The organism is Streptomyces sp. bgisy130 (assembly GCF_057708345.1).
This window is the reverse complement of the sequence record NZ_JBYISA010000048.1, coordinates 20,984-45,913: the sequence shown is the minus strand read 5'-3', so window position 1 is coordinate 45,913 and position 24,930 is coordinate 20,984. Positions and strand designations below refer to the sequence as shown.

Sequence of the window (24,930 nt, the reverse complement as noted above, 5' to 3'; positions counted from 1 at the left end):
CCGTTGGGGGAGTGAGTGCGGGTGGGTGGGGGCTGGCCGCCGTAAAGCCATAACCGGGCCCAGCCCCGCAATTGGCCGGTGCACGAAGCCACTTGAGCAGGAAAAACGCAACTTCGACAGCGCCCGCAGAGGCAGCTACCTTCACCTGGTCTTCGGCGATCGCCCACGGTCGCGCAGGAGTTCCTTCAGGCTGGGCCACCCGCGATGGGATGAGTTGGTCACGCCCCACGAATCCTCGCCCCCATGCGTCAGCCACCGAACCGGGTCCACACCAGGCACCCGAAACCAGGGAGAGACGCATGCCTCATCTTGCGCTGTACACATTCGGCGTCCTGAAGTCACCTCTCGCCGATCCCGGACCTCTCACGCGCGAGTTCTACGACAGGGGTGAGGCCGTCTACCGGAAGATCAGCCAGCACCCCGGGTACCTCGGGCGGGCTGAAGCGGCAGGCGGTGACCGGGGCATGCTCTTCGGGGCGGACTGGGGTGCATGGGGAGAGTTCGCCGTACCGACCTGGTACGGCAAGGGCCGCACGGTGGAAACCACCGCCCTGGCCACGACCCTCTCACTCTGGACCGACCTGCGCTCCGTCTTCGACGCCGTCTACACCGGTCTGCACCGTGAGGCGCTGAACAGGCGTTACGACTGGTTCGAGAAGACAGCACAGCCGAATTACGTGTTCTGGTGGGTCCCCGACGGCGAGATACCCACCTGGCAGGACGGGGTTTCCAGGCTGGAACACCTCCACGACCACGGCTCCGCACCGCACGCCTTCACCTTCCACCACTCCTTCGCCCCGGACGGAACTCCGACCAGCATCAAAGACATCGCCCCGAAGAGCGACCAGCCTTGCTGACCAGGAAGCCTGAGGCGCACCGGACCGCCAACATGCACCCCCACCCGCGCAGGCCCGTCACCGCACCCGACAGCCCCGCGCAGCGGACCGGCCCGCCGCAGGTGCAACGGCGAGGGCACCGCGCAAGCGGGCTATAAACGGCGAGCAACGCCCATGGCGGGGAAGCCAAAGATGTGGGCTTACTTAAGGCACAGACAAAAGGGGTGCCCCGCCGGATCCACATAAACCCGCCAGTCGCGCCCCTCCGCATTGCCCTGGACAAGCTTCGCCCCCAGGGCGATGACCTTGCGCTCGGCCTCGTCGATGTCCGCGCGGTGGACGTCGAAGTCGAGATGAAACTGCTGTGGCATGTCCTGGCCGGGCCACTGCGGTGGGCGGTAGTCGGGGACCTGCTGGAAGGCGAGCGTGCGGCCGGTGGGGCCGGCGATCTCGATCCAGTCGTCGTCGCCTCCCGTCACCTGCCAGTCGAGCATCTCGGCGTAGAAGTTGGCGAGCGCGCGGTGGTCGGGGCAGTCCAGTGCGACGACGCCGAGCTTGATCAGACTCATGGCGTTACCTCCTCATCCACTCAACCGGTAACTTCGTTACCGCATGATGGCCGAGTATCAGTAACGTGGCAAGGGTGGCATCCCGAACAGCTCCGGATTCCCTGCGCTGGGTGCAGGATCTGGTCAACACCCTCGACATCGAGACCGGCGCGGACGCGCTGACCGCCGACGGCGGCCCCGGCGCCTTTCTGCGTGCGCACGGGGTGGCCGAACCCGGGGCGGGGGAGCGGGAGTTGGCGGCGCTCCAGGAGCTGCGCGAGACGCTCCGGGAGGTGTGTCTGGCGCATACCGCCGGCACCGGTGTGCCGGAGCGGGCGGCCCGGGCGCTGGACCGGCTGTTCGCCGGCGCGCCGCTCGTCCTGGCGGTATCTGCCGACGGCGGCGCCGCGCTGCGTCCGGCGCCGGGGCTCGGTGGCGCCGCGCAGTTCACCGCGCGGATCGCGGCGGGCATCGCGACGGCCGTCGCGGACGGCACCTGGAGCCGGCTCAAGGCATGTGAGGCCCATGACTGCCGCTGGGTCTTCTACGACAGGAGCCCGGCCGGCCGCAGCCGCTGGTGCACCATGGCGGTCTGCGGCAGCCGGGCGAAGATGCGGACCTACCGCGCACGGCGCGCGGAGTCCGAGTAGGGGGCGGGGGTCACGCCTGGGGGCGGCCCAGTGCGCGGTACGTCCAGCCGGCCTTGCGCCACAGCGCCGGGTCCAGGGCGTTCCGGCCGTCCAGGATGCGGCGCTCGGCGACCACCTCGCCGAGGGCGGCCGGGTCCAGCTCACGGAACTCGCGCCACTCCGTCAGATGCAGCACCACATCCGCGCCGCGCACCGCCTCCAGCGCGGTGTCCGCGTAGGCCAGCGTCGGGAAGAGCCGCCGGGCGTTCTCCATGCCCTTCGGGTCGTACACCGTCACCTGGCCGCCCTGGAGGTGGATCTGGCCGGCGACATTGAGCGCGGGGGAGTCGCGGACGTCGTCCGAGTCCGGCTTGAAGGTCGCGCCCAGTACGGCGACCCGCTTGCCGAGGAAGCCGCCGCCGACCGCGTCCCGGGTCAGCTCGACCATGTGGCCGCGGCGCCGCATGTTGATGGAGTCGATCTCGCGGAGGAAGGTCAGCGCCTGGTCGGCGCCCAGCTCACCGGCGCGGGCCATGAACGCCCGCAGGTCCTTGGGCAGGCAGCCGCCGCCGAAGCCGATGCCGGCCCGGAGGAACTTCTTGCCGATCCGGTCGTCGTGCCCGATGGCCTCGGCCAGCTTCACCACATCGCCGTCGGCCGCCTCACAGACCTCGGCCATCGCGTTGATGAAGGAGATCTTGGTCGCCAGGAAGGAGTTGGCGGAGGTCTTCACCAGCTCGGACGTCGGGTAGTCCATGACGATGAACGGCGAGCCCTCGGCGATCGGCTTGGCGTACACCTGCCGCAGCAGCTCCTCGGCCCGGTCCCCGGCCACACCGGCGACGATCCGGTCCGGGTGCAGGGTGTCCTTGACGGCGAGGCCCTCGCGCAGGAACTCCGGGTTCCAGGCCAGCTCGGCGGCCTCGCCCGCGGGGGCGGCCGCGGCCAGCCGCGCGGCGAGCCGGGCCGCGCTGCCCACCGGCACCGTGGACTTGCCGACCACCAGCGTGGGCCGGGTCAGATGCGGCGCCAGCGCGTCGAAGGCGCTCTCCACGTAGCTCATGTCGCAGGCGTACTCGCCGTGCTTCTGCGGGGTGTTCACGCAGACGAAGTGCACATCGCCGAAGGCGCCGACCTCCTCGTAGGAGGTGGTGAAGCGCAGCCGGCCGCTCGACCCCTCGATCCCGGCGACATGGCGGCGCAGCAGATCCTCCAGACCGGGCTCGTACATCGGGACCTCGCCCCGCTGAAGCATCTCGATCTTCTCGGGGACCACATCGAGCCCCAGCACCTCGAAGCCCAGCTCGGCCATGGCCGCGGCGTGGGTGGCGCCGAGGTAGCCGGTGCCGATCACGGTGATCTTGAGGGGCATGGACGCTCCAAACGTTGAGGGGCGGCGTTGAGGGGCGGTGGTCGGGCGACGGGTGGGGCTGGGGAAAACGGCGCTGAACGAGCATAGTCGGGAGAGGAATGGCCTACTCCAGTCGCTTCCGGGCCGCGTGGGTAACTGTCGGCAACCTCACGTATCCGCAGCCGGGATCGGCGCCTAGAATCCGGAGAGGTAATTGGGTTACTTAACGGTAGTTAGCACTGGCAGTCAGCTCACAGGGGAGTGAGAAACCTTGGCGGGAACCGCTGATTTCGATCTGTACCGGACGTCTGAGGAGCACGACATGCTCCGCGAGTCGGTGCGTGCGCTCGCCGAGGCGAAGATCGCTCCGTTCGCCGCCGCGGTGGACGAGGAGGCCCGCTTCCCGCAGGAGGCGCTCGACGCGCTGGTCGCCAACGACCTGCACGCCGTCCACGTACCGGAGTCCTACGGCGGGGCCGGCGCCGACGCGCTGGCGACCGTCATCGTCATCGAGGAGGTCGCCCGCGTCTGTGCGTCGTCCTCCCTCATCCCGGCGGTCAACAAGCTCGGCTCGCTGCCGGTGATCCTCTCCGGCTCCGAGGAGCTGAAGGCGAAGTACCTGGGCCCGCTGGCCAAGGGCGACGCGATGTTCTCGTACTGCCTGAGCGAGCCGGACGCCGGTTCGGACGCGGCGGGTATGAAGACCAAGGCCGTCCGCGACGGCGACCACTACTTCCTCAACGGCGTCAAGCGCTGGATCACCAACGCCGGCGTCAGCGAGTACTACACGGTGATGGCCGTCACCGACCCGGAGAAGCGCTCCAAGGGCATCTCGGCCTTCGTCGTCGAGAAGGGCGACGAGGGGGTCTCCTTCGGCGCCCCGGAGAAGAAGCTCGGCATCAAGGGCTCGCCGACCCGCGAGGTCTACCTCGACAACGTCCGGATCCCCGCCGACCGCATGATCGGCGCGGAGGGCACCGGCTTCGCCACCGCCATGAAGACCCTGGACCACACCCGCATCACCATCGCGGCCCAGGCGCTCGGCATCGCCCAGGGCGCCCTGGACTACGCCAAGGGCTATGTCCAGGAGCGCAAGCAGTTCGGCAAGCCGATCGGCGACTTCCAGGGCGTGCAGTTCATGCTCGCCGACATGGCCATGAAGGTGGAGGCGGCCCGCCAGCTGACCTACGCCGCGGCCGCCCGCTCCGAGCGGATATCGGCCGGCGGCAAGGGCGAGGACCTGACGTTCTTCGGCGCGGCGGCCAAGTGCTACGCCTCGGACGCGGCCATGGAGATCACCACGGACGCCGTTCAGCTGCTCGGCGGCTACGGCTACACCCGTGACTACCCGGTCGAGCGGATGATGCGGGACGCCAAGATCACCCAGATCTACGAGGGCACCAACCAGGTCCAGCGGATCGTGATGGCGCGCAACCTGCCGCAGTAGGCGCACGGACACACAGACGGACACACAGAGGGCCCCGGACCGCAATGGCGGTCCGGGGCCCCTTTGTCTCCGCAGTCTCCGCTGCCGGCCGCGGTCAGCTGCTGCTGACCGTGACCTTCTCGTCGTTGTTGAGCTGCTCCACCAGCTGGCGGAGCTTGGCCTTGTCCCAGACCAGGTTGCCGCCGTTGCTGCCGGAGACCGGCATGTTCATGGACTTGCCCTCGCCGCCGGTGACGCCCTTCATCGCGAAGAACATCTCACCCAGGCTCCACAGGCCCATGTCCTTGTCGACGACGAGCGTGTCCAGGCCGGCGCTCATCGTGGGGTAGAGCTTGAAGGGGTTGAGGACCGTGGCGGGGGTGGCGGTCTGGCTCGCCAGCGTCGCCAGGAACTTCTGCTGGTTCTTCGTCCGGTCCAGGTCCTGCTGGGCGAAGGCGTGCCGGGTGCGGACGTAGGCGAGCGCCTGCTGGCCGTTGAGGGTCTGCTTGCCGGCCGGGAAGTCGGCGCCGGAGTCCTTGTCCTTGATCGCCTTGGGGAGGTCCATCTCGACGCCACCGATGGCGTCCACGATGTTGGCGAAGCCGGCGAAGCCGATCTCGACGTAGTGGTCGATGTGCAGCTTGGTGTTGTACTCGACGGTGCGCACCAGCAGCTCCGGGCCGTCCTCGGCGTAGGCCGCGTTGAGCTTGGTGTGCCGCCCGGTGCCCGGGTACTTCTTGCCGGAGTCCGAGCCGATGTAGGTGGGTATCTCCACGTCGGAGTCGCGAGGCAGGGATATCAGCGTCGGGCCGTTGCTGCCGTCGTGCAGGATCATCATCGAGTCGGTGCGCTTGCCCTCGGCGGAGCCGGTGTGCAGCTTGCGCTTCTGCTCGGCGGTCATGCCCTCGCGGCTGTCCGAGCCGACGATCAGGTAGTTCGTGCCGTCACCGGTCTCCGGCCGGTCGATGACCTTGCTCAGGTCGACCTTGCGGCGCAGCTTGCCGTCGGCCCAGAAGTAGGTGGCGACCGAGGTGACCGCCAGGACCGCGACCAGGGTGATGACCGTCCACTTGATGCGCTTGCCCCAGCGGGGGCGCGGTCGGCCGCCCGGGCCGTAGCCGTCGTCATAGCCGCCACCGCCGCCGCGGCCGCCGCCGTAGACCTGGCCGGTGTTGTAGCCGTCGTCGTATGAATCGTCGTAGCCCTGGGACTGCTGCGGCGGTACGGACGCGCCCCTGCGCGGGGACATCGACGACGGCATCGGAGGCTCGTGCCCCTGATAGCCGGGGCCTGCGCCGCGCCGCACCTGGGGCATGGCGCGCGCACCCTCCGGCTCGGCACTGCCGCTGCCGTATCCGTACCGGTTGCCGCTCTGGTCGCCGGACCACCCGTTGGGCCACTCATTCATACGGGGAAGTGTGCACGCCGCAGGGGGGTGCTCCATAGGGCGGGTGCCGGATCGGGCCAGTGCTGTTGCAGAGCTGATGCAAAGCTACGGCGGCCTTCCGCCGCATACCGCAAGGGGCCATGACCATTCCGACCTGCACTAATGGAAGCAACCATTCCGGATGGTTTCCGGCGGCGGCCATGAGACCTGTGTCACGGACCTGCGCTTATGGGGAGACCAGTCTCACGACGGGGACGGGGCGGGGCCGTACGGGCGGCCACTTAGGCTGGCTCCATGACCGAACTCGTCACCGACAACCCCGAGGACGAGGTGGTGGGCAAGCCCACTTCCGTGTCCCGCATCACGCTCAGCCACATCATGACGGCCGGCGACACGAACCTCCTCGGAACGGTGCACGGCGGCGTGATCATGAAGCTCGTCGACGATGCGGCGGGCGCGGTGGCCGGCCGCCACTCCGGCGGGCCGGCCGTGACCGCCTCCATGGACGAGATGGCCTTCCTCGAACCGGTCCGGATCGGCGACCTCGTCCATGTACGCGCCCAGGTCAACTGGACCGGCCGCTCCTCGATGGAGGTCGGCGTACGGGTCCTGGCCGAGCGCTGGAACGAATCCAGCCCGGCCCAGCAGGTCGGCTCCGCCTACCTCGTCTTCGCCGCCGTCGACGAACAGGGCAAACCGCGCCGGGTGCCGCCGGTGCTCCCCGAGACCGAGCGTGACAAGCGCCGCTACCAGGAGGCGCAGATCCGCCGGACGCACCGCCTCGCCCGCCGCCGCGCGATCAAGGAGCTGCGCGAACGGCGCGCCGCGGAAGGCCTCGACGACGCATAGCGGCGACCCCGAGCTGCCCCGCCAGCGCCAGCCCCGTACCGATGACGGTGCCGGCCGCCGCGCAGATCACATCGTCCACATCGGCGATCCGCCCGGCCCGCATCAGCAGCTGCGCCGTCTCGATGACCAGGCACAGCCCCACGCCCAGCAGGAACGCCCCGGCGGCCGACGTGCGCGGCGCGGCGAACCGCAGCAGCAGCGGTGCCGGCACGAACAGCGCGGCGTTGGCGATCTGCCGCCGCACCAGCATCGCCAGCTCCCCGGGCTCCAGCTGGGCGCCCAGATCGAACAGCCCCTCACCGGGCCGCCACCACACCGTCGCGTCCCCGGAGCCCACCGGCTGGCTGGGCGCGAGCGTCGCCAGCAGGAACAGCAGCAGCCAGCCGGCCAGCAGCGCACGGGCCGTGGTGCGCGGTGCGCCGCTGTCGGGGGCGAGCGCCGTCCACAGGGCGAGCGCCACCGCCGCCGCCAGCGCCAGGACCAGGAAGAGCGCCACCGTGGTGGGGGTGATACCCAGCACAACCTGCCACACAGTGCGCCCCTTTCAGGAAATCCCGTACACGCCATACATCCCGCGCATCTCGTGCAACCCGCGCATCTCATGCATTTCACGCATCACGGGCATCAATCGCAGGTCCATTTTGTGACGTAGAGCGTCTCTCCCCGCTCCATGACGCCCCGGATGCACTCCTCCGCGAGCATCTCCACCCGGCCGCTCAGCCCGACCGCGCCGCCCTGGGTCCGCCGGGTGCCGAACCAGCCGGGGAAGGCGGTGATCCGGTCGTTCTTGCGCTGGTAACCGAGCCGCACGGCGATCTCGCCGAGACCGGCCGCCGACCCGCTCCGCCGGTAGGTCGCGGTGTACATCCCGTCGGCCCCCACCGGTCCCTGGAGACACAGCCGGCCGCGCACCAGCTCCCCGCAGCCGGTCGGTGCGGGAGGCGCCGGCGGCGCCGCGGCGGCGGTGGCCGCGACCAGACACAGCGCCGCGACGGCCACCGTGACCCGGCGCACACGGCAGCGGGCCTCCGGGCGGCGCACGGGCGGCCGGGGCGCGGTACGACGGGGCGCGGGGACGCTCATGGGCACACTGCCTCGTCCCCGGTGATCGCCGAGATCCGGCCCGGCTTCTGCGGTGGCTCCTCGGCCCGTACCCGCTGCACCGAACCCTGGCCCTGGCCGGCCGTCACCTGCATCACCGGACCCCGCCCGGCCGCCGGCCGCAGCTGTGCGCCGGGCAGCGCGGCGGCCAGTGAGCGGGCCGAGCGGTCCCAGCGCGGGTCGTAGACGATGACGGTCCGGGGCACCTTGCCGCGGGCGGAGTTGCCGGGGACGCCGGTGGTGGCGAAGCCGGTGGCGTGCAGCTCCTTCGCCACCGTGGCGGCGAGCCCGGTCCGGTCGCTGCCGTTGTCGACCCGCACCTGGACCTGGCCCGGCGGGATGTCCACGACCCTGGCCCGCGGCTCCTCCCGGTCCCGGGGCACCGTGATCGGCTGGTCCTCGCGGATCGCCCGGAACAGCTTCGGCGCCTGCACCGGGTCCCAGCGCACGGTCGAGCCGACCCCCGGCACCGGCTGGGCCACATCGCCCAGCGGCACGGACGTGAACTCCGAGGACGACGGGGTGAAGCCGCGCATCGCCTGCCCGAGGTCGACCAGGTCGCCGGCCCGGAAGCCCGAATCGGCCCGTACTGACCGGAGCATCGTGTCGGCGACATCCCTGAAGCGGATGGGGTTCATCAGCACTCCGGAGGAGGTGATCTTGTGAATGAGAGCGGCCAGGAAGCGCTGCTGGCGCTGCATCCGGCCGAGGTCGGCGGAGCCGTCGACATGCCGTGAGCGCACGTACTGAAGCGCCTGGCCGCCGTTGAGCCGCGACTTGCCGACCGGCAGATCCAGCCCCGTGAAGCGGTCGCGCAGCGGCCGTACGGTGCAGATCTCCACCCCGCCGACCGCGTCCACGCTGCGCATGAAGCTGGTGAAGTCGACCTCCAGGTAGTGGTCGATATGCACCCCCGTCATGTGCTCGACGGTCCGCACGGTGAGGCTGGGGCCGCCCTCGGCATAGGCCGCGTTCAGCTTGATGGGGTGCTTGGCACGCTGCCGGCCGGTGGCGGCGTCCGTGTGGGCGGGGACCTCGGCGTAGGAGTCGCGGGGCAGGCTGATCACGCTGGCGCGGTCCCGGTCGGCGGAGAGATGCACCAGCATCAGGGTGTCGGTGCAGTGGCAGGGCGCCCCGCCCAGGTGGTACCGCTGCTTCTCCGCGGCGCTGAGCCGGTCGCGCCCGTCCGTGCCGACGACCAGGAAGTTCAGCCCGTCGCCGCCCCCGGGCCGGTTGCTCATGCCGGTGAAGGCGTCCACCCGGCCGATGCCGCTCTCCACCCCGGTGACCACGGCGTGCCCGACGCCGCTCGCGGCCAGCAGCAGCACGGACACGGCGGCGCCGATCCGCAGCCCCCAGCGCGGGCCCGGCGGGCGCCGGCGCGTACCGGGCCGGGCGGCCCGGCGCCGGGCCGGACGGGGGGAGCGGAACGGCGCGGTCACGGGGGACACCTCCGCGGCTGGACGGCGTGAGCGGGGCCCGGCGGGGAGCGGGGCCGCACGGGAACGGGGCAGCAGGGGAGCGGGGCAAGCCGGGATCAATCGGACGAGGACACCGTAGGTCCATATGATCGGCTGCAAAGCACCACACGCCGGGCGTCCGGCATCCGGCCACCCGGCTGCGTCCGAGGGCGTCCGCCATACGCGGTAACGTGGGCGCGATTCTGCAGTCTCCCGGCGGGCGCTGCCGTCGCTGGCGGCTCCGCCGCGGGCCGTACCCCCGAGGAACCATGCCGCAGCAGCAGCCCCCGGCCGTCTCCGTGATCATGCCGGTGCTCAATGAGGAACGTCACCTCCGCAATTCGGTCCGGCACATCCTGGAGCAGGAGTACGCCGGTGAGATGGAGGTGGTGATCGCCCTCGGCCCGTCCACGGACCGTACGGACGAGATCGCCGCCGAGCTCGTCGCCGAGGACGCCCGGGTGCACACGGTGCCCAACCCCACCGGCCGCACCCCGGCCGCGCTGAACGCCGCGATCAAGGCGTCCCGGCACCCGATCGTGGTGCGCGTCGACGGCCACGGCATGCTCTCGCCGAATTACATCGCCACCGCCGTGCGCCTCCTGGAGGAGACCGGCGCCGCGAACGTCGGCGGCATCATGCACGCCGAGGGCGAGAACGCCTGGGAGGACGCGGTCGCCGCGGCGATGACCTCCAAGATCGGTGTGGGCAACGCCGCCTTCCACACGGGCGGGCAGGCCGGTCCGGCCGAGACCGTCTACCTCGGCGTCTTCCGCCGCGAGGCGCTGGAGCGGCAGGGCGGCTACAACGAGGAGTTCATCCGCGCCCAGGACTGGGAGCTGAACTTCCGCATCCGGGAGGCCGGCGGCGCGATCTGGTTCTCGCCCGAGCTGAAGGTCCAGTACCGCCCGCGGCCGAGCGTCAGGGCGCTGGCCAAGCAGTACAAGGACTACGGCAAGTGGCGCCATGTCGTCGCCCGCTACCACGCCGGTTCGATCAATCTGCGCTATCTCGCGCCGCCGACCGCGGTGTGCGCCATCGCGGCGGGCCTGGTGGTCGGCGCCGCCGTCACCCCCTGGGGCCTGGTCGTCCCGGCCGGCTACCTCGCCGCCATCACCGCGGGTTCGGTGCCGGCCGGCAAGGGGCTGTCGCTCAAGGCCCGCGTCCAGATCCCGGTCGCCCTGGCGACCATGCACATGGCCTGGGGCGCGGGCTTCCTGACCAGCCCCCGCTCACTCGCCAGGAAGGTCATCGCCAGCCGCCGCCCGGCGGTCATGACCCCGGCGGCGGACGCCGAGTAGCCGGAGCGCCGCCCGCTTCTTCGCGGGCTTGCGCGCGGGACCCTGCCCTCTACACCCGCCCACCCCCCGAAGGGGGGTGGGCGGCGGGGAAAAAACACCGGGGCCCCGCCTAGCGGCTGTACGCCCTAGAAGCTGTACGACGGATTCACCTTCATACAGGCCTTGTCGTCCTCACCGTTGAGCGCGTCCGCGCTGTCCGGGGCCTTGTCCGCGTCCTTCTCGTCGCCCGGCTGCTCCGGGTACGACGGGCCGGTGCGCCAGTCGTTGCCGACCACCAGCCGCATCCCGGTGGCCGAACTCGACTCCCGGACCGCGTCCTTGGGGAGTCCGAGCGCCTTCGCCAGCGCCAGGGCGTCGCCCCGCTGCGCCTTGTCCCGGTACGTGATCGTGGTGTCGGCCTGGGTGGTGAGCGCGGAGTCGGTGCCGGCCGAGGTGTAGCCCAGGCCGGACAGCCGCTGCTGGACGGCCGACGCGCGGCCGGAGACCGGGCCGTTCACCGTGCTGTTGGTGCCGTTCTGCACGACAACCTTCAGCTGGTCCTTGGGAGTTGACGGCTTGGGGGCCGGGGTGGCCTTCTTCTTCTTGTCCTTGCCGTCCAGCGCGGTGTCGTTGCGCAGCAGCCCGAAGGTCGCCTCCGCGTCGCCGGGCTTGGGCATGACATACGACTCGCCGGGGCCGTACTGCCAGGGCATGGTGACCATCGTGATGCGCTTGGTCGGCACCCGGCTGAGATCGCCGCCGAGGTCGTAGAGCTTCTTGACGGTGTCGAGGCCGTCGTCGACGGTCAGCGCGTTGGTCGCCGCCTCCGCCAGATCGCGCAGCTCCCCGGGGTTGGTGAGCTTGGCGTCCTTCTTCAGCTGGCGGACCATCGAGTTCATGTACATGTGCTGGGCCTTGGCCCGGCCGATGTCGGTGTTGTCCTCGAAGCCGTAACGGGTGCGCAGCCACTGGAGGGCCTGGACGCCCTTGACGGAGTGGGTGCCCTTGGTGAGCTTCAGCCCGCTGCCGTGGCCCTTGCTGTCGTGCGAGTAGACGTTCCCGTCGACGCAGACCGGGACGCCGCCGATGGCGTCCGCCATCTCCACCACGCCGGCGAAGTCGACCATCATGAAGTGGTCGATGTAGATGCCGGTCAGCTCCTGCCAGGTGGCGAGGGTGCAGCCCGGACCGCCGTGCTGGAGCGACTGGTTGATGGCCGCGGAGGTCTGTGGAAAGACCTCGTGGGTCTTCGGGTCGGTGCAGCGGGGGATCGTCACCCGGGTGTCCCGCGGGATGGAGATCACCGACATGTTGCTGCGGTCCGCCGAGACATGCAGCAGCATCTGCACATCGGCGAGCGGCTTGCGGTCCGCGTCCTGGCGGGCGCCGCCGAGCTCGATGTTCTTGGCGTTGTTCCGGCCGTCGGAGCCCATCAGCAGGATGTTCAGCGGGCTCTGCCCGAAGGCGTTGGGGTCCGGCTTCTTCAGGCCGTCCCCGCCCAGGGACCGCGGTGCCTTGCGGAGGTTGGCGTTGAGGTGCTCGTAGTACCAGTACCCGGCACCCGCGCCGCCCACTATCAGGACGGCGAGGGTGAGGGCGGTCCACCGCAGCGCCTTGCGGCCCTTGCGGCGCGGCTGCCCCCCTCGGCGGTGCCCGCCGCCGTCGGCGGGCACGTCCCCGTCCGCGGCGGCGACGGCACCGCCTTCGGGCGGCGTCCAGCCGGGCGCGTCCGGGGGCAGCCCCTGGTCCTGGTGGGCACCGTCGTCCCGGACCGGCTCCGCCGCTTCCGGCCGGCGTCTCCGACGCGACCGGTCCCCACGCACACTGCTCTGCCCCATTCGGCCCTCTCCCCGTTGTCAGTTGTGCGTTCGGCGCCTCGGCGGGGCGGCCGGATCCCGCTCAATTCACTTTGCGCAGATGTTCTTGTCATCTGCATTGACGTTCTGCACCCCGTCCGGGGTTTCGGTCGGCGCCTCGATCGGTGAACCCGGCGCCTTGAAGTCCTTGCCGAGGACCAGCTTCATCGGCTGGCGGTCACCGGCGTTCTGCCCGGACTTCTTCAGCGCGCTCTTGGGCAGCCCCATCCAGTCGGCCAGAGTGGCGGCCTGGTCGGCCTGGTTGGGCGCGTATTCGAGGCGGGTGGCGGCCAGCTTCGACGGCGCGTTGCCGGCGTTGGTGGAGAGCTTGGCGGACTTGGTGTTCTGGAGCCAGTCCACGGTCTCCTGGGCCGAGCCGATCGGTCCGCCGCCGTTGGTGACATCGACGCGTACCGCCTCGGGCGCGGCCTTCTTGACCGGGCCGGACTTCTTGCCCTTGCCCTTCTTGCCCTTGGCCAGGGTGTGGTCCGCCCGCACCATCGCGAACAGCGGGTCCGCCTTGGCCTTGTCCATGATGACGGTGGCCGGGTCCTTGGGGTTGTCCAGCACCGGCACGGTGGCGAAGGTGACCTTGTCGATGTCGACCTTCTTCAGATCGGTGCCGAAGTCCAGCAGCTTGCTCGCGGTGCCGATCCCGGTGTCGACGGTCAGCGCCTTGGTCGCTGCCTGGCTGACCTGGAGGAGCTTGGTGGGGCTGCTGAAGGCGCTGGACTTCAGCTTGCGGATCAGCGAGCTGAGGAACTGCTGCTGAAGCTCGATCCGGCTGAGGTCGCTGCCGAAGCCGACGGTGTGCCGGGTGCGGACGAACGCCAGCGCCTGCTCGCCCTTGACGATGTGCCGGCCGGCCTTCAACTTCAGGTGCGACTTGGGGTCGTTGATGTCCTTGCCCGCGCACACCTCGACGCCGTCCACCGCGTTGGACAGCTCCTTGACCGCGTTGAAGTCGGCCATCATGAAGTGGTTGATCTTCAGCCCGGTCATCTTCTCGACGGTGCGCCAGGTGCAGCCGGGGTCCCGGCCCTCCTGGCCCAGGCTGGTGTTGAAGCGCACCCCCTGCTCGCCGGGGATGTTCTTCGTCGACTCGTCCTTCTGCTTCGTGGGGCAGGTGGGGATGTCGGTGATCATGTCGCGCGGGATGCTCAGCGCGGTGGCGTTCGTCCGGTCCTTGGAGATGTGCATCAGGATCGTGGTGTCCGCGTGCCCCACGCTGCCGGCGTCGCCGTAGCCCCCGTTGCCCTTCCCGGAGCGGGAGTCGGTGCCGATGATCAGGAGGTTCACCGGGCCGTCGGACACCGCGTCGTTCTCCACGCCGACATCGACCTTGGAGATGTTGCCGTCCAGCTCTTGGTAGATGTAGTACGCGGCGCCGCAGCCGGCGACGAGCACGAAGCCCACCACACCGGCGGTCCAGTGCAGCGCCCGCTTCTTCCCCGACTTCTTCGGCTTGCGCTTGCGGCGGCCCACCGGGCCCGCCTCCGCCGCCGTCGCTGTCGCCGTACGGGCCGCGGCGGCACGGCGTGCCGCCCGGCCGCCCGCCGGGCGCTCGCCGTCCCCGTCCGCGGCGCTCCCGTCCTGCCGGCCGCGCTGGGTCGGCAGCGGTCGGGTGTCGGTGTCGCCGACCTCGGCGTCCCGCTTACGGGCGGCGCGTCTGCCGGCCGCAGTGCGGTCGGAGGGCCGAGCGGCGGCTTGACCAGGGTCAAGCCGCAGTTCGTAGTTGCCGGTGTCCGGATCGAACACCCACTGATCGGCGGGATCGACGTTGTTGTCGCCCGCCCGCCCACGGCCTTGCGCGTCCACGGTGCCTTGAGTCCTCCGTCGGTGCCACGCGGCGCCATCCCCTCAAGGCGCTCGGTAGGTCGATCGAGATTGCTGGTTCATCGGTCGGCTTGGTCGAGCGACCGGATCGCTCACACTATCCGCCCAGTTCAGCGCCCCGCGACGCTCGTGACAAATTCCACTTACCTACAACTGGGCAATCCGCCCAATCCATTCGAGTCGTCTACTTGTTTTGCGGCCTCTTTATTCGCAGACTCCGTGTTCCGCCGTCGTCCCGGGAAACGCCGGACCCGCACTCGGCGCGGGTTCGGACGGGGAGTCCGGCCGGTCGTCCGACGATCTCTTTCCGGTGCGGACCGGTGCCTCCCCGGCGTCCTTCGGGGGCGTCACGGTCACCGGAAGATCCCCGTGCAGCCGCGCGAAGAGCCGCCCGGCGTCCGGCTGCCGCAGCTCATCGCGATTGCGGTCCAGGTGGTACTCCTGCCGCGGCACGGTCATGAACTGGACCCGGTCGGTAGGAATACGGCGGGTGCTGCGCACCAATTCGTACAGCCCCCTCAGGGAAGCCAGCCCGCTGTCCGTGGTCAGTGAACTCGTCGCGGCATCCAGCACCGGATACAGCCGGGTCGGATTGAGCAGGACACCATTGCTCTGCACTTTCTTCACGAGTGCGCCAAGAAATCGCTGTTGCCTCTCCATGCGCTGGGTATCGCTGCCGTTGCCCAGACTCTTTCGTGCCCGTACGTAACCGAGCGCATCCTCACCGTGCAGGGTCTGCCGGCCGGCGGACAGGCTGAGCTGCGCCTCGGGATCGTGCACCGGGTGCGGCAGACAGACCTCGACGCCGTCCACCGCGTCCACCATCTTCGTGAAGCCGACGAAGTCGATGATCAAGTAGTGGTCGATACGGATCCCGGTCAGCTTCTCGACCGTACGGATCGTGCAGGCCGCGCCGCCCGCCGCGAACGCCTCGTTGAACGGGGCCGGCGCCGAGCCGGTCTCCGTGCCGTTCGGGCGCTTGCAGTGCGGCAGCTCGACCATCAGATCGCGCGGGATGCTCACCGCGGTGGAGCTCTGCCGGTCCGCCGCGAGATGCAGCAGCATCGTGGTGTCCGAGCGCTGGCCGCGGCTGTGGCCGTACCGGACGTTGCCGCCGGTACGGCTGTCGGAGCCGATCAGCAGCACGTTCCCGGCGTTCGGCGGGCCCGCCGGCGGCCGCTCGGACTCCCACTTCCGCAGCTCCCGCTCGGTGGCGCTGTCGGTGTGGATATTGCTGTTGAGCTTGGCGTACACCGCCCAGCCGGTACCGGCCCCGGCCAGCACGAAACCGGCGATCCCCAGCGCGATCCAGCGGCGCCGGTGCCGCCGGTACGGCGGGATGCGCGGCGGCCCCGGCCCGTCCGCTCCCCGGCGCCCGGCCGGGCGCGCGGCCCAGCCGGCGAACCTGGGGGGCTCGGGGGTCTCGGTCACCTGTGCGTCCATCCCTCACGGAGTCGGCGTCGCGCCCGCACGCAGGCTCGGACGGAACAAGAGACGGACGAAACCCGCGCAGGGTTGTACCTACTCAAGATCCTGGCCTGAAACGGACGTACCGGCCCGCCCGGGGCGCGTCCGGTCCGCCGGACGGGGGAGCTCCGCTTCCTCAGTGCGGCAGCGGCGCCCGGAACGTGATCTTCTCGCTGTTCTCCCGGTCGGCCGCGGCCTCGGCGCCCAGCCGGTCCAGGTGGCGGCACAGCACCACGGAGCCGCCGGTCGCCAGCGGCGCGTACAGCCCGTACGACAGGCCCTGCCAGGTGTCGTAGCCCAGCCCCGACAGCACCCGGGGCGCCGCCGGCAGCCCGGCCGCTTCCGCGTCCGCCAGCGCGCGCGCCACGGTGCCGGAACCGGTCAGCTCCTCGCCGCCGACGACCAGCGCCGCGGCCCCCGCGTCCACCGGCGCGAACGGCGAGAACCGGTCACCCTGGCCCGGCACCTCGACGGCGTAGTCCGCGAAACCCGCCGGGGGCTGCGGGAAACGGCCACCCAGCGGGCGCAGCGCCAGCGCCACCCGCTCCCCGGAGCAGGCGAGCGCCGCCTCCAGCCGGTCCGGCCCGGCGACCACGAGATCGGCGGCGGCCGGATCGCCGTCCACCTCCGCCACGACGCCCACGGACGAACAGGCCAGCAGCCAGACGGCGGTCTGCCAGTGCGCGGGCAGCAGCAGCGCGAGCCGGTCACCGGGCTCGGCGGCCAGATCGCCCTGGAGGTAGTTGGCGGTCTTGGCCACCCAATTGGCGAAGGTCGCGACGGACAGTTCCACGCGCTCGCCGGTGGCGTCGTCGTAGAAGGTCACCAGCGGGCGGGCCGGGTCCGCGGCGAGCGCGGAACTCAGCAGGTCGGCGGGGGTGCGATCGGTGGCGTTCATCGCGGCCAGGGTACGCGCGGCGGCGGCCGGCGGCGGGGCGGGCCCGGCGCGCCCGCGCCACCGGATCGGCCGATGCCCCGTCAGATCACCGTTGGCGCGTTCAGCCCGGACATGTCCAGGATTTTGACCATGCGCCCCTTCCTTGCGACCTGTCTCGGAGCCGTGTGCACCGCCGCCCTCGCCCTGCCCCTCGTGCCGGCGGCCGGTGCGAGCGCAGCCCCCGCCGCCGCGCCGCGCCCCGCCCGCTCCGGTGAACTGCCGGGCAGCACCCAGTCCCTGCCGGTCGCGGCGCTCGGCGCACCCGCCCCGCGCCCCGACGCCCGGGACGCCACCCCGGCGCCCACGCCCCAGTCGCTCGGCCTCCCGGCCCGCACCGTACGGCCGTTCTCGCTCCTCGGGGTCGTCTGGGACGACGCCGCCGCCGAACTGCGCGGCCGGGTCCAGGTCCGCACCCGCGCCACCGGCAGCGGCGACTGGTCCGGCTGGCAGGACGTCCAGGTCCACAACGACGACGCCCCCGACCTCGGTTCCGCCGAGCGGCGCGACAGCGACGTACGCGGCAGCACCGCACCGCTGTGGGTCGGCGACTCCGACGCCGTCCAACTGCGCATCACCCCCGAGACCCGCCACCGCGCCCGGGCCACCCTCCCGGGCGGACTGCGGCTGGAACTCGTCGACCCCGGCCGGCCCCCGCGCGCCCTCCGCGGCGCGCACGCCGACCCCCCGGCCCCGCTCACCCCCGAGGCCACCGCCGCCTCCGCCGCCAACACCAAGCTCGCCCCGCTCGGCGCCACCGAGATCCCGGCCCTCGACCAGGCCGCCTCCCAGGCCGACATCGCCGCCGTGGACGGGGCGCCGCCGGCCCACACCTCCATCGGGCCGCGCCCGCGGATCGTCACCCGGGCCGGCTGGGGCGCCGACGAGCAGCTGCGCGAGAAAGCCTTCACCTACACCCGTACCGTCCGCGCCGCCTTCGTCCACCACAGCGGCTCGGGCAACAACTACGACTGCGCCGAGGCCCCTTCGCTGATCCGCGCCATGTACCGCTTCCACGTCAAGAGCAACCACTGGCGGGACATCGGCTACAACTTCCTCATCGACAGGTGCGGAACGGTCTACGAGGGCCGCGCGGGCGGCGTCGCCAAACCCGTCATGGGCGCCCACACCCTCGGCTTCAACACCGACAGCACCGGCATCGCCGTCCTCGGCACCTTCACCGACGATGAGCCGCCCCAGCCCGCCGTCGAGGCCATCGCCCGTCTGACGGCCTGGAAGCTCGGCCTCTACAGCGTCGATCCGCGCGCCACCACCCAGCTGCTGTCCGGCGGCGGAAACCGCTTCCCCAAGGGCACCAAGGTCCCGCTGCACGTCATTTCCGGCCACCGGGACGGCTTCACCACCGACTGCCCCGGCGTCCACCTCTACAACAAGCTCGCCGCCACCCGCCTCGCCGCGGCCACCCTCCAGGGCCGCTGAGCCGCGGCCCGGCCGGGCACGACGGCACCTACGGCATCTTCATTACCTTCGGCATCTTCCGGGTTTGCGCGGGTCTGTCACGGTGCAGGCTGCGGGGACCACTCAACCGTTCCCACGGCCCGCACGTCCCAGCTGCCACGACGTCCGCCCTCCCGTCCCGTAAGCCCCCGTGGCCCGAACAGCACCGGAGCGCACCACCACCGGGGCCGCCCGGGAGCCCGTCTGCCTACACTGGTCCGCCGATCGGCCGACCCCAGCAGGAAGCAGAGAAGACAAGGTGACTGAAGCGATCCTCCTGGTCGGCGGCAAGGGCACCCGGCTGCGCCCGCTGACGGTGCATACGCCCAAGCCCATGGTCCCGGCGGCGGGCGTGCCGTTCCTCACCCACCAACTGGCCCGCGCCCGGGCGGCCGGCGTCGAGCACATCGTCCTCGCCACCTCCTACCTCGCCGAGGTCTTCGAGCCCTATTTTGGCGACGGTTCGGCGCTCGGCCTGCACCTGGAGTACGTCACCGAAGAGGAGCCGCTGGGCACCGGCGGCGCCATCCGCAATGTCGCCTCGCGGCTGCACTCCGCCCCCGACGACCCGGTGCTGATCTTCAACGGCGACATCCTCACCGGCCTGGACATCGCCGCCCTCGTCGGCACCCACCGGACCTCCGGCGCCGATGTCTCCCTGCACCTCACCCGGGTCGAGGACCCGCGCGCCTTCGGCCTGGTGCCCACCGACGCCACCGGCCGGGTCACCGCCTTCCTGGAGAAGCCGCAGACCCCCGAGGAGATCGTCACCGACCAGATCAACGCCGGTGCCTACGTCTTCAACCGCTCGGTCATCGACACCATCCCGGCCGGCCGCCCGGTCTCCGTCGAACGCGAGACCTTCCCCGGCCTGCTCGCCGACGGCGCCCACCTCCAGGGCATGGTCGACTCCACCTACTGGCTCGACCTCGGCACCCCGCAGGCCTTCGTCCGCGGCTCCGCCGACCTGGTCCTCGGCCGCGCCCCCTCCCCGGCGGTGCCCGGCCGCTGCGGCGACCGCCTGATCCTGGAGACCGCCGAGGTCGCCACCGACGCCAAGCTCACCGGCGGCACCGTCGTCGGCCCACGCACCGTCATCGGCGCCGGCGCGGAGATCGACGGCAGCGCCGTCCTCGAAGACGCGGTCATCGAACCGGGCGCCCGGATCCGGGACAGCCTCATCGGCGCCGGGGCACACATCGGAGCCCGCACGGTCCTGGACGGCGCGGTCATCGGCGACGGCGCACGGATCGGCGCCGACAACGAACTCCGCGACGGCATCCGCATCTGGTGCGACGCCGAAATCGCCGCCGGCTCGGTGCGCTTCTCGTCCGATCAGTAGGGGGCGTTCGGGCGTCTGACCGGTGGGCGGCGCCCGGGCGTCCGACCAGTCCGCGTTCGTCCGACCCGCAGCCCGGCGTCCGACACCGCCCCCGGGAATACCGCCCCACCCCCACCCGTTGTCGGCCCCGAGGGGGCGCCCGGTACCCCTACGGGATGTGTTCGCCCACCCCCTACGGCACCCCCTACAGCCCCCTACGGCCCACCCCCACGGCCCGCCCCGCCCGTCACCCCCATCGCCTAACCTGGCCGCATGCCCGCCCGCACCTGGGATCCGCCCGGCCCGCTCGACCTGCACCGCACGCTCGGTGTGCTCCGGCGCGGTCCCGGTGATCCCGCGTTCGGTGTGCGCGACGGCGAGGTGTGGCGCGCCTGCCGTACGCCCGAGGGGCCCGGCACGCTCCGCATCGCGGCCCGCCCGGCCGCCGGCCAGGTCGAGGCCGAGGGCTGGGGACCGGGCGCCGACTGGCTGCTGGACCGCCTCCCCGAGCTGCTGGGGGAGTCCGACGACCCGGCGCGGCTGACGGCCCGCCACCGCATCGTCCATGAGGCCCGCCGTCGCCACCCCGGCGTCCGGCTGGCGCGGACCGGCCTGGTCCTGGAGTCGCTGATCCCCTCGATCCTGGAGCAGAAGGTCACCAGCGACGAGGCCTACCGCGCCTGGCGCCTGCTGCTCCAGCGGCACGGCGAGCCCGCCCCCGGCCCCTGGGAGCGGATGCGGGTGATGCCGGAGCCGCGCGGCTGGGCGCTGATCCCCTCCTGGGAGTGGCACCGCGCGGGCGTCGACGCCAAGCGCTCGTCCGCGATCCTGCGCGCCGTACGGGCCGCCCGCCGGATGGAGGAGGCCGCGCGGATGGATCTCGCGGACGCCACCCGACGGCTCATGGCGCTGCCCGGCATCGGCCCCTGGACCGCCGCGGAGACCCTTCAGCGCACCCTCGGCGCCCCCGACGCGATCACGGTCGGCGACCTGCATCTGCCGAAGATCATCGGCTATGCCCTCACCGGCCGCCGCGGCACCACCGACGAAGAGATGCTCGAACTCCTCGCGCCCTACGAGGGCCAGCGGCACCGCGCCGCCCGGCTGATCCTGCTGTCCGGCCGCGTCCCGCCGCGCCGCGCCCCGCGCTTCCCCGTAGGGGACATCGCCCGGCTGTGACCGGCGCACGGGGCCGCGGGGCAGCGAGGCCGTGGCTCAGCGCACCACGACGAAGTCCTCGGCGGCCCGCGCCGGGCGCGGCGGCGGTGCGGTCGCCGGACGCCCGATGGCCACCGCCCCCATCGGCTCCCAGTCCGCCGGCAGCCCGAGCACGTCCCGGACCACCTCCCGGCAGAACATCGTCGACGACACCCAGGCGGAGCCGAGCCGTTCGCCCGCCAGCGCGACCAGGAAGTTCTGGATCCCCGCGCCGTGGGCCACGAGGAACATCTCCCGCTCCGCCGCGCTCCGCCGCGCGTCGGGGTACGGGTGCGCGCCGTCGGTCACCATGCACGGCACCGCCAGATACGGCGCGGCCCGCAGAACGTCGCCGCGCCGGATCCGCTTGGCGATGGACTCCTCCGACTTGCCGTCCCGGCGCAGATCCGCGATCCAGGCGTCCCGCATCGCGTCCAGCAGCCGCACCCGCGCCTGGGGCGTCTCCAGGAGTACGAACCGCCAGGGCGTGGTGTGGTGCGGCGCCGGGGCGGTGACCGCCGCCGCCACCGCGCGCCGGACCGCCCCCGGATCGACCGGGTCGCCGCTGAAGGCACGGACCGTACGCCGCGCCGTCACCGCTTCCCGTACGGCCTCCGAGGTGCCCAGCCGGAACATGTCGTCCTCGGGGCTGCGCACCATGACGCGCGCCCCGGCGCTCTCGCCGGTCTCCCCGACGACATGGCCGAGCCCCCGCACCACCGCGACCGGCAGCCCGGCGGCCTTGCCCTTCACCAGGTCGCCCGCGGCGGCCAGTTCGTCGGCGGTGGCCACCACCGTGGCACTGAGCGGATTGCCGTACGCGTCCGTGCCGCCGCGCAGATCGTCCAGCACCCGCACCCCGGCCGCGCCGATGGCGACATCGGTGAGCCCGTTGCGCCAGGGCCGTCCGAAGGTGTCGCTGATGACGACACCGACGTCGACACCGAGCGCGGCGCGCAGGCCCGCACGCAGCGCCCGCGCCGAGGCGTCCGGGTCCTCCGGCAGCAACAGCACCGTCCCCGAGGGGGTGTTGGAGGCATCGACACCGGCCGCGGCCATCACCAGCCCCTGCTGGTTCTGCACGATCCGCAGCGTGCCGCGGCGCGCCACCACCCGCACCGTCTCCTGATCGATCGCCGCCTCCCGGTCGGCGGCCTCGACCACCCGGCCCTCGGCCTTGCTGACGATCTTCGACGTCACCAACAGCACATCGCCGTCGACGAGTCGGGGCACTCCGTCCGCGGTCGCCGCGGCCACGATCAGCTTGACGAGATCGTCGCCGGGCCGCACCTCGGGCACGCCCGGCAGCGCCCACACCCGGTAGGCGGGAACCCCGTCGGCGTCGTTCACGCCCGGACCTCCGCGGCCAGCTCCAGCGCCTCGCGCACCATCGCGGCCGTGGCGTCCAGGTCCGTCATCATCAGCGGCACGGCCCGGCAGCGGATCCCGGCCGCCTCGACCTCGGACACCGCACCCGCGTCGACGGAGTCGACCAGCCAGCCGTCCAGCAGCCCGGACCCGTAGTGGCGGGCGACGGCCGCGGCGGTCGCCTCCACCCCCACCGCCGCCAGCACCTTGTCGGCCATGCCGCGGACCGGGGCGTCGCCGACGATCGGCGAGAGCCCGACCACCGGCACCCCGGCCTCCGCGATGGCCTCCCGGATACCCGGCACCGCCAGGATCGTCCCGATACTGACCACCGGATTGGACGGCGGGAACAGCACCACATCCGCCGCGGCGATGGCCTCCAGCACGCCCGGCGCGGGCTTGGCCTGATCGGCGCCGACCGGCACCACGGCATGGGCGGGCACCGAGGCCCGCAGCCGCACCCAGTACTCCTGGAAGTGGATCGCCTTGCGCTCGCCCTCCTCGTCGACGGCCACATGGGTCTCGACCCGGTCGTCGGACATCGGCAGCAGCCGCACACCGGGCTTCCAGCGCGCGCACAGCGCCTCGGTGACGGCGCTGAGCGGATACCCGGCGCCGAGCATCTGGGTCCGCACGATGTGGGTGGCGAAGTCCCGGTCACCGAGCCCGAACCACTCGGGGCCGACGCCGTAGGCGGCCAACTCCTCCTTCACCCGGAAGGTTTCGTCGGTACGGCCCCAGCCCTGCTCCTCGTTGATGCCGCCGCCGAGCGTGTACATCACGGTGTCGAGGTCGGGGCACACCTTGAGCCCGAACAGATGGATGTCGTCGCCGGTGTTCCCGATGACGGTGATGTCCGCGTCCGGAGCCGCTGCCTTCAGTCCCCGCAGAAAGCGGGCGCCGCCGATACCGCCGGCCAGAACCACGATTCGCATGACGACAGTCTGTCAGCCGGAGGCTGAGTCGATGAGGGGCGGTGGCCGGGCGACGGGTGGGCAGTGTGTCAGCCGGAGGCTGACTCGATGAGGGCCGGTGTCAGGGCGCCAGTATCCCCGGCGGCACGTTGGCCGCCCCGGCGTCCGTGGCCTGGCCGGTGTGCATCGGCATGTCGGTCAGCCCGGGGAAGTACACATGCAGGCTGACGGCCGGCGTCAGGGCGTCGTTGACGACCTCGTGGACGTAGCCGGGGGCGAACACCCGCTGGGCGCCGGCCGTGAGCGTACGGGGCCCGTCCTCGACGTGCTCGGTCAACTCGCCTTCCAGGACGGTCAGCACACCGGAGGACGCCCCGTGGTCGTGCCGTCCGCTGCCCTGCCCGGGCACCCAGCTGAGCAGCCACACCTCGTAGCCCGGCCCGGTGCGCAGCCGGCGGTACCAGCGGGTGGTGGCGTCGTAGCGGACCAGCGGGGCCCACGCGGCGCGGTCGGCGGCGATCGAGCGGGCCAGTCCCGCGAAGCCGGCGACGGTGGCCGGGTGGGCGGGAACGGGCGGCAGCAGGTGGGGGATGGCGAGCGGGTCGCCGGCGATCTGGACGTCGCTGTTCATGGCGTTTCGGGTTCCTCGGCAAAAGTGCTGGGGTGACGCGGGGGAGGGCTGCGGCGCGGCGCGGGCTCTCCCTGTGGGGTGCGTGGCGCTACGGCGCGGAGCAGAACGCGCTGCGGGGTGGTGCGAGCGAAAGGCTGGAGCTCGGTGGCTTCAACAGCTGGAACAGCGACAGCAACAGTGAGCCTGCGCAGCGCAGAGCGACCCGTGGCTACGGGTCGGTCGGGGCGCGAGGGTCGCTGGCATGGGGTCAAGGAGACCGGGTTCGCGCCGCGATGTCAACCGGATGTCTGGTTTGACGTAAATCTTTCACCTCATCCGGTTACTCCGCCCGGCGAAAGGTTTGTGCAGCTTCCGGCGCGGAGACATCGACCGGCAACCGCGCTTTCAAACGCCGTTGCGGTCCCGTGATCGGTCTGTGATCTCCCCCGCTTCGGCGGCGTGGGGTGCAACGTGAACGCCGCCTGGTTGCGTCTTGGTGAGTGAAGAGGACGTGCCGGGTGGCACGCCCGGGAAAGTGTCCTGGTTTTTACTGATTTGAACACTTTCCGCATCCGCTTGGTTCCGCCGAGTGAATAAGAGGCTCAATAGCAGATCTCGGCTTGACTGGCCCGGATCACCACACTTGTAATTTCACTCGTGTCGTTCAGCCGAAATCGATCACGGCTTGATCACGGGGACGTAAAGACAGACGAGGGGCGCACATGACCGAGCTGTTCCAGGAATTGCTGGTCGAGGAGGCGGATGAGGAGCTCGGCTGGCAGGAGCGCGCACTGTGCGCCCAGACCGACCCCGAGTCCTTCTTCCCGGAGAAGGGTGGCTCCACCCGCGAGGCCAAGAAGGTCTGTCTCGCCTGCGAAGTCCGGTCCGAATGCCTGGAGTACGCGCTCGCCAATGACGAGCGCTTCGGTATTTGGGGCGGTCTGTCCGAGCGCGAGCGGCGCCGGCTGAAGAAGGCCGCCGTCTGACGATGACAGCGCAGCCGGCCGGACCGACGGCGGGCGGCCCCGTGGACCACGCCGCCGTACCCCCTCAACTCCCCATATCCCCCTATAGCGAACCCTCCGCCTCCAGCGACCCGCTC

The 24,930-nt window shown here is 71.5% G+C and carries 22 protein-coding genes; 9 read left to right on the top strand and 13 right to left on the bottom strand.

The annotated features are described in order from the left end of the window. Positions 1–299: 299 nt before the first annotated feature. On the top strand, positions 300–857 hold the full coding sequence (locus AC3EUV_RS34530) for a DUF3291 domain-containing protein (RefSeq protein WP_432147130.1): 558 nt from the start codon (positions 300–302) through the stop codon (positions 855–857). Positions 858–1,036: 179 nt separating this feature from the next. Here the strand turns inward: AC3EUV_RS34530 and AC3EUV_RS34525 are convergent, their stop codons facing one another. Then, positions 1,037–1,405, bottom strand: coding sequence for a VOC family protein (locus tag AC3EUV_RS34525; RefSeq protein WP_432147129.1), 369 nt, complete (start codon positions 1,403–1,405; stop codon positions 1,037–1,039). Positions 1,406–1,479: 74 nt separating this feature from the next. Between AC3EUV_RS34525 and AC3EUV_RS34520 the strand changes: the two genes are divergently transcribed. Beyond that, complete coding sequence (locus AC3EUV_RS34520) at positions 1,480–2,034, top strand: CGNR zinc finger domain-containing protein (RefSeq protein ID WP_435604629.1); 555 nt, start codon at positions 1,480–1,482, stop codon at positions 2,032–2,034. Positions 2,035–2,044: 10 nt separating this feature from the next. Here the strand turns inward: AC3EUV_RS34520 and AC3EUV_RS34515 are convergent, their stop codons facing one another. Further along, complete coding sequence (locus AC3EUV_RS34515) at positions 2,045–3,385, bottom strand: UDP-glucose dehydrogenase family protein (protein WP_435604628.1); 1,341 nt, start codon at positions 3,383–3,385, stop codon at positions 2,045–2,047. A gap of 250 nt (positions 3,386–3,635) precedes the next feature. Here AC3EUV_RS34515 and AC3EUV_RS34510 point away from each other — a divergent pair, with 250 nt between their 5' ends. Further along, positions 3,636–4,811: an acyl-CoA dehydrogenase family protein gene (locus tag AC3EUV_RS34510; protein WP_435604627.1), complete on the top strand. Its 1,176-nt coding sequence runs from the start codon at positions 3,636–3,638 to the stop codon at positions 4,809–4,811. Positions 4,812–4,905: 94 nt separating this feature from the next. On the opposite strand, the gene AC3EUV_RS34505 is transcribed toward AC3EUV_RS34510, so the two are convergent. Then, entirely contained in the window at positions 4,906–6,198 is a 1,293-nt protein-coding gene (locus AC3EUV_RS34505) for an LCP family protein (RefSeq protein ID WP_432147115.1), read from the bottom strand. A 273-nt stretch (positions 6,199–6,471) separates the two neighbouring features. On the opposite strand from AC3EUV_RS34505, the gene AC3EUV_RS34500 reads away from it, so the two are divergent. Continuing rightward, entirely contained in the window at positions 6,472–7,026 is a 555-nt protein-coding gene (locus tag AC3EUV_RS34500; RefSeq protein WP_432147116.1) for an acyl-CoA thioesterase, read from the top strand. Here AC3EUV_RS34500 and AC3EUV_RS34495 read toward each other — a convergent pair. The 3 genes from AC3EUV_RS34495 to AC3EUV_RS34485 form a co-directional block, all read right to left on the bottom strand. Next, positions 6,977–7,558, bottom strand: a complete 582-nt coding sequence (locus tag AC3EUV_RS34495; protein WP_432147117.1) for a VanZ family protein — start codon at positions 7,556–7,558, stop codon at positions 6,977–6,979. The genes AC3EUV_RS34500 and AC3EUV_RS34495 overlap by 50 nt on opposite strands. 92 nt (positions 7,559–7,650) lie before the next feature. Then, positions 7,651–8,109: a hypothetical protein gene (locus tag AC3EUV_RS34490; RefSeq protein WP_435604626.1), complete on the bottom strand. Its 459-nt coding sequence runs from the start codon at positions 8,107–8,109 to the stop codon at positions 7,651–7,653. Further along, positions 8,106–9,569, bottom strand: coding sequence for an LCP family protein (locus tag AC3EUV_RS34485; protein WP_435604625.1), 1,464 nt, complete (start codon positions 9,567–9,569; stop codon positions 8,106–8,108). Before AC3EUV_RS34485 ends, AC3EUV_RS34490 begins: the two co-directional genes overlap by 4 nt. A 209-nt stretch (positions 9,570–9,778) precedes the next feature. On the opposite strand from AC3EUV_RS34485, the gene AC3EUV_RS34480 reads away from it, so the two are divergent. Further along, complete coding sequence (locus AC3EUV_RS34480; RefSeq protein WP_488187992.1) at positions 9,779–10,888, top strand: glycosyltransferase family 2 protein; 1,110 nt, start codon at positions 9,779–9,781, stop codon at positions 10,886–10,888. Between the two features lie 125 nt (positions 10,889–11,013). On the opposite strand, the gene AC3EUV_RS34475 is transcribed toward AC3EUV_RS34480, so the two are convergent. The 4 genes from AC3EUV_RS34475 to AC3EUV_RS34460 form a co-directional block, all read right to left on the bottom strand. Continuing rightward, a complete protein-coding gene (locus AC3EUV_RS34475) occupies positions 11,014–12,705 on the bottom strand; it encodes an LCP family protein (RefSeq protein ID WP_435604623.1) in 1,692 nt (563 codons plus the stop codon). 66 nt (positions 12,706–12,771) lie between these two features. Further along, on the bottom strand, positions 12,772–14,541 hold the full coding sequence (locus AC3EUV_RS34470) for an LCP family protein (protein ID WP_432146643.1): 1,770 nt from the start codon (positions 14,539–14,541) through the stop codon (positions 12,772–12,774). Positions 14,542–14,763: 222 nt separating this feature from the next. Continuing rightward, complete coding sequence (locus AC3EUV_RS34465) at positions 14,764–16,002, bottom strand: LCP family protein (protein ID WP_435604622.1); 1,239 nt, start codon at positions 16,000–16,002, stop codon at positions 14,764–14,766. A 160-nt stretch (positions 16,003–16,162) separates the two neighbouring features. Beyond that, positions 16,163–16,924 carry a TIGR03089 family protein gene (locus AC3EUV_RS34460; RefSeq protein ID WP_435604621.1) on the bottom strand — a complete coding sequence of 254 codons (762 nt, stop codon included), beginning with the start codon at positions 16,922–16,924 and terminating at the stop codon, positions 16,163–16,165. Between the two features lie 129 nt (positions 16,925–17,053). On the opposite strand from AC3EUV_RS34460, the gene AC3EUV_RS34455 reads away from it, so the two are divergent. The 3 genes from AC3EUV_RS34455 (at position 17,054) to AC3EUV_RS34445 (ending at position 20,918) form a co-directional block, all read left to right on the top strand. After that, positions 17,054–18,400 carry a peptidoglycan recognition protein family protein gene (locus AC3EUV_RS34455; RefSeq protein ID WP_435604620.1) on the top strand — a complete coding sequence of 449 codons (1,347 nt, stop codon included), beginning with the start codon at positions 17,054–17,056 and terminating at the stop codon, positions 18,398–18,400. 277 nt (positions 18,401–18,677) lie between these two features. Then, on the top strand, positions 18,678–19,760 hold the full coding sequence (manB, locus tag AC3EUV_RS34450; RefSeq protein WP_432146647.1) for a mannose-1-phosphate guanylyltransferase: 1,083 nt from the start codon (positions 18,678–18,680) through the stop codon (positions 19,758–19,760). 252 nt (positions 19,761–20,012) lie between these two features. Next, a complete protein-coding gene (locus tag AC3EUV_RS34445; protein ID WP_432146648.1) occupies positions 20,013–20,918 on the top strand; it encodes a DNA-3-methyladenine glycosylase family protein in 906 nt (301 codons plus the stop codon). Between the two features lie 36 nt (positions 20,919–20,954). On the opposite strand, the gene AC3EUV_RS34440 is transcribed toward AC3EUV_RS34445, so the two are convergent. The 3 genes from AC3EUV_RS34440 to AC3EUV_RS34430 form a co-directional block, all read right to left on the bottom strand. Next, on the bottom strand, positions 20,955–22,286 hold the full coding sequence (locus tag AC3EUV_RS34440) for a coenzyme F420-0:L-glutamate ligase (protein ID WP_435604619.1): 1,332 nt from the start codon (positions 22,284–22,286) through the stop codon (positions 20,955–20,957). Then, positions 22,283–23,239, bottom strand: coding sequence for a 2-phospho-L-lactate transferase (gene cofD / locus AC3EUV_RS34435; protein WP_432146650.1), 957 nt, complete (start codon positions 23,237–23,239; stop codon positions 22,283–22,285). Before cofD ends, AC3EUV_RS34440 begins: the two co-directional genes overlap by 4 nt. Before the next feature lie 100 nt (positions 23,240–23,339). Beyond that, positions 23,340–23,849: a cysteine dioxygenase gene (locus tag AC3EUV_RS34430; RefSeq protein WP_432146651.1), complete on the bottom strand. Its 510-nt coding sequence runs from the start codon at positions 23,847–23,849 to the stop codon at positions 23,340–23,342. 701 nt (positions 23,850–24,550) lie between these two features. Between AC3EUV_RS34430 and AC3EUV_RS34425 the strand changes: the two genes are divergently transcribed. After that, positions 24,551–24,814, top strand: a complete 264-nt coding sequence (locus AC3EUV_RS34425) for a WhiB family transcriptional regulator (RefSeq protein ID WP_003983763.1) — start codon at positions 24,551–24,553, stop codon at positions 24,812–24,814. Positions 24,815–24,930: the final 116 nt, after the last annotated feature.

Excerpts from the sequence above, each read along its gene's own strand:
- AC3EUV_RS34430 (WP_432146651.1), bottom strand. The coding sequence starts at position 23,849 with ATGAACAGCGACGTCCAGATCGCCGGCGACCCGCTCGCCATCCCCCAC.
- AC3EUV_RS34460 (WP_435604621.1), bottom strand. The coding sequence starts at position 16,924 with ATGAACGCCACCGATCGCACCCCCGCCGACCTGCTGAGTTCCGCGCTC.
- AC3EUV_RS34525 (WP_432147129.1), bottom strand. The coding sequence starts at position 1,405 with ATGAGTCTGATCAAGCTCGGCGTCGTCGCACTGGACTGCCCCGACCAC.
- AC3EUV_RS34475 (WP_435604623.1), bottom strand. The coding sequence starts at position 12,705 with ATGGGGCAGAGCAGTGTGCGTGGGGACCGGTCGCGTCGGAGACGCCGG.
- AC3EUV_RS34455 (WP_435604620.1), top strand. The coding sequence starts at position 17,054 with ATGCGCCCCTTCCTTGCGACCTGTCTCGGAGCCGTGTGCACCGCCGCC.
- AC3EUV_RS34465 (WP_435604622.1), bottom strand. The coding sequence starts at position 16,002 with ATGGACGCACAGGTGACCGAGACCCCCGAGCCCCCCAGGTTCGCCGGC.
- cofD (WP_432146650.1), bottom strand. The coding sequence starts at position 23,239 with ATGCGAATCGTGGTTCTGGCCGGCGGTATCGGCGGCGCCCGCTTTCTG.
- AC3EUV_RS34425 (WP_003983763.1), top strand. The coding sequence starts at position 24,551 with ATGACCGAGCTGTTCCAGGAATTGCTGGTCGAGGAGGCGGATGAGGAG.
- AC3EUV_RS34490 (WP_435604626.1), bottom strand. The coding sequence starts at position 8,109 with ATGAGCGTCCCCGCGCCCCGTCGTACCGCGCCCCGGCCGCCCGTGCGC.
- AC3EUV_RS34515 (WP_435604628.1), bottom strand. The coding sequence starts at position 3,385 with ATGCCCCTCAAGATCACCGTGATCGGCACCGGCTACCTCGGCGCCACC.
- AC3EUV_RS34500 (WP_432147116.1), top strand. The coding sequence starts at position 6,472 with ATGACCGAACTCGTCACCGACAACCCCGAGGACGAGGTGGTGGGCAAG.
- AC3EUV_RS34445 (WP_432146648.1), top strand. The coding sequence starts at position 20,013 with ATGCCCGCCCGCACCTGGGATCCGCCCGGCCCGCTCGACCTGCACCGC.
- AC3EUV_RS34505 (WP_432147115.1), bottom strand. The coding sequence starts at position 6,198 with ATGAATGAGTGGCCCAACGGGTGGTCCGGCGACCAGAGCGGCAACCGG.
- AC3EUV_RS34530 (WP_432147130.1), top strand. The coding sequence starts at position 300 with ATGCCTCATCTTGCGCTGTACACATTCGGCGTCCTGAAGTCACCTCTC.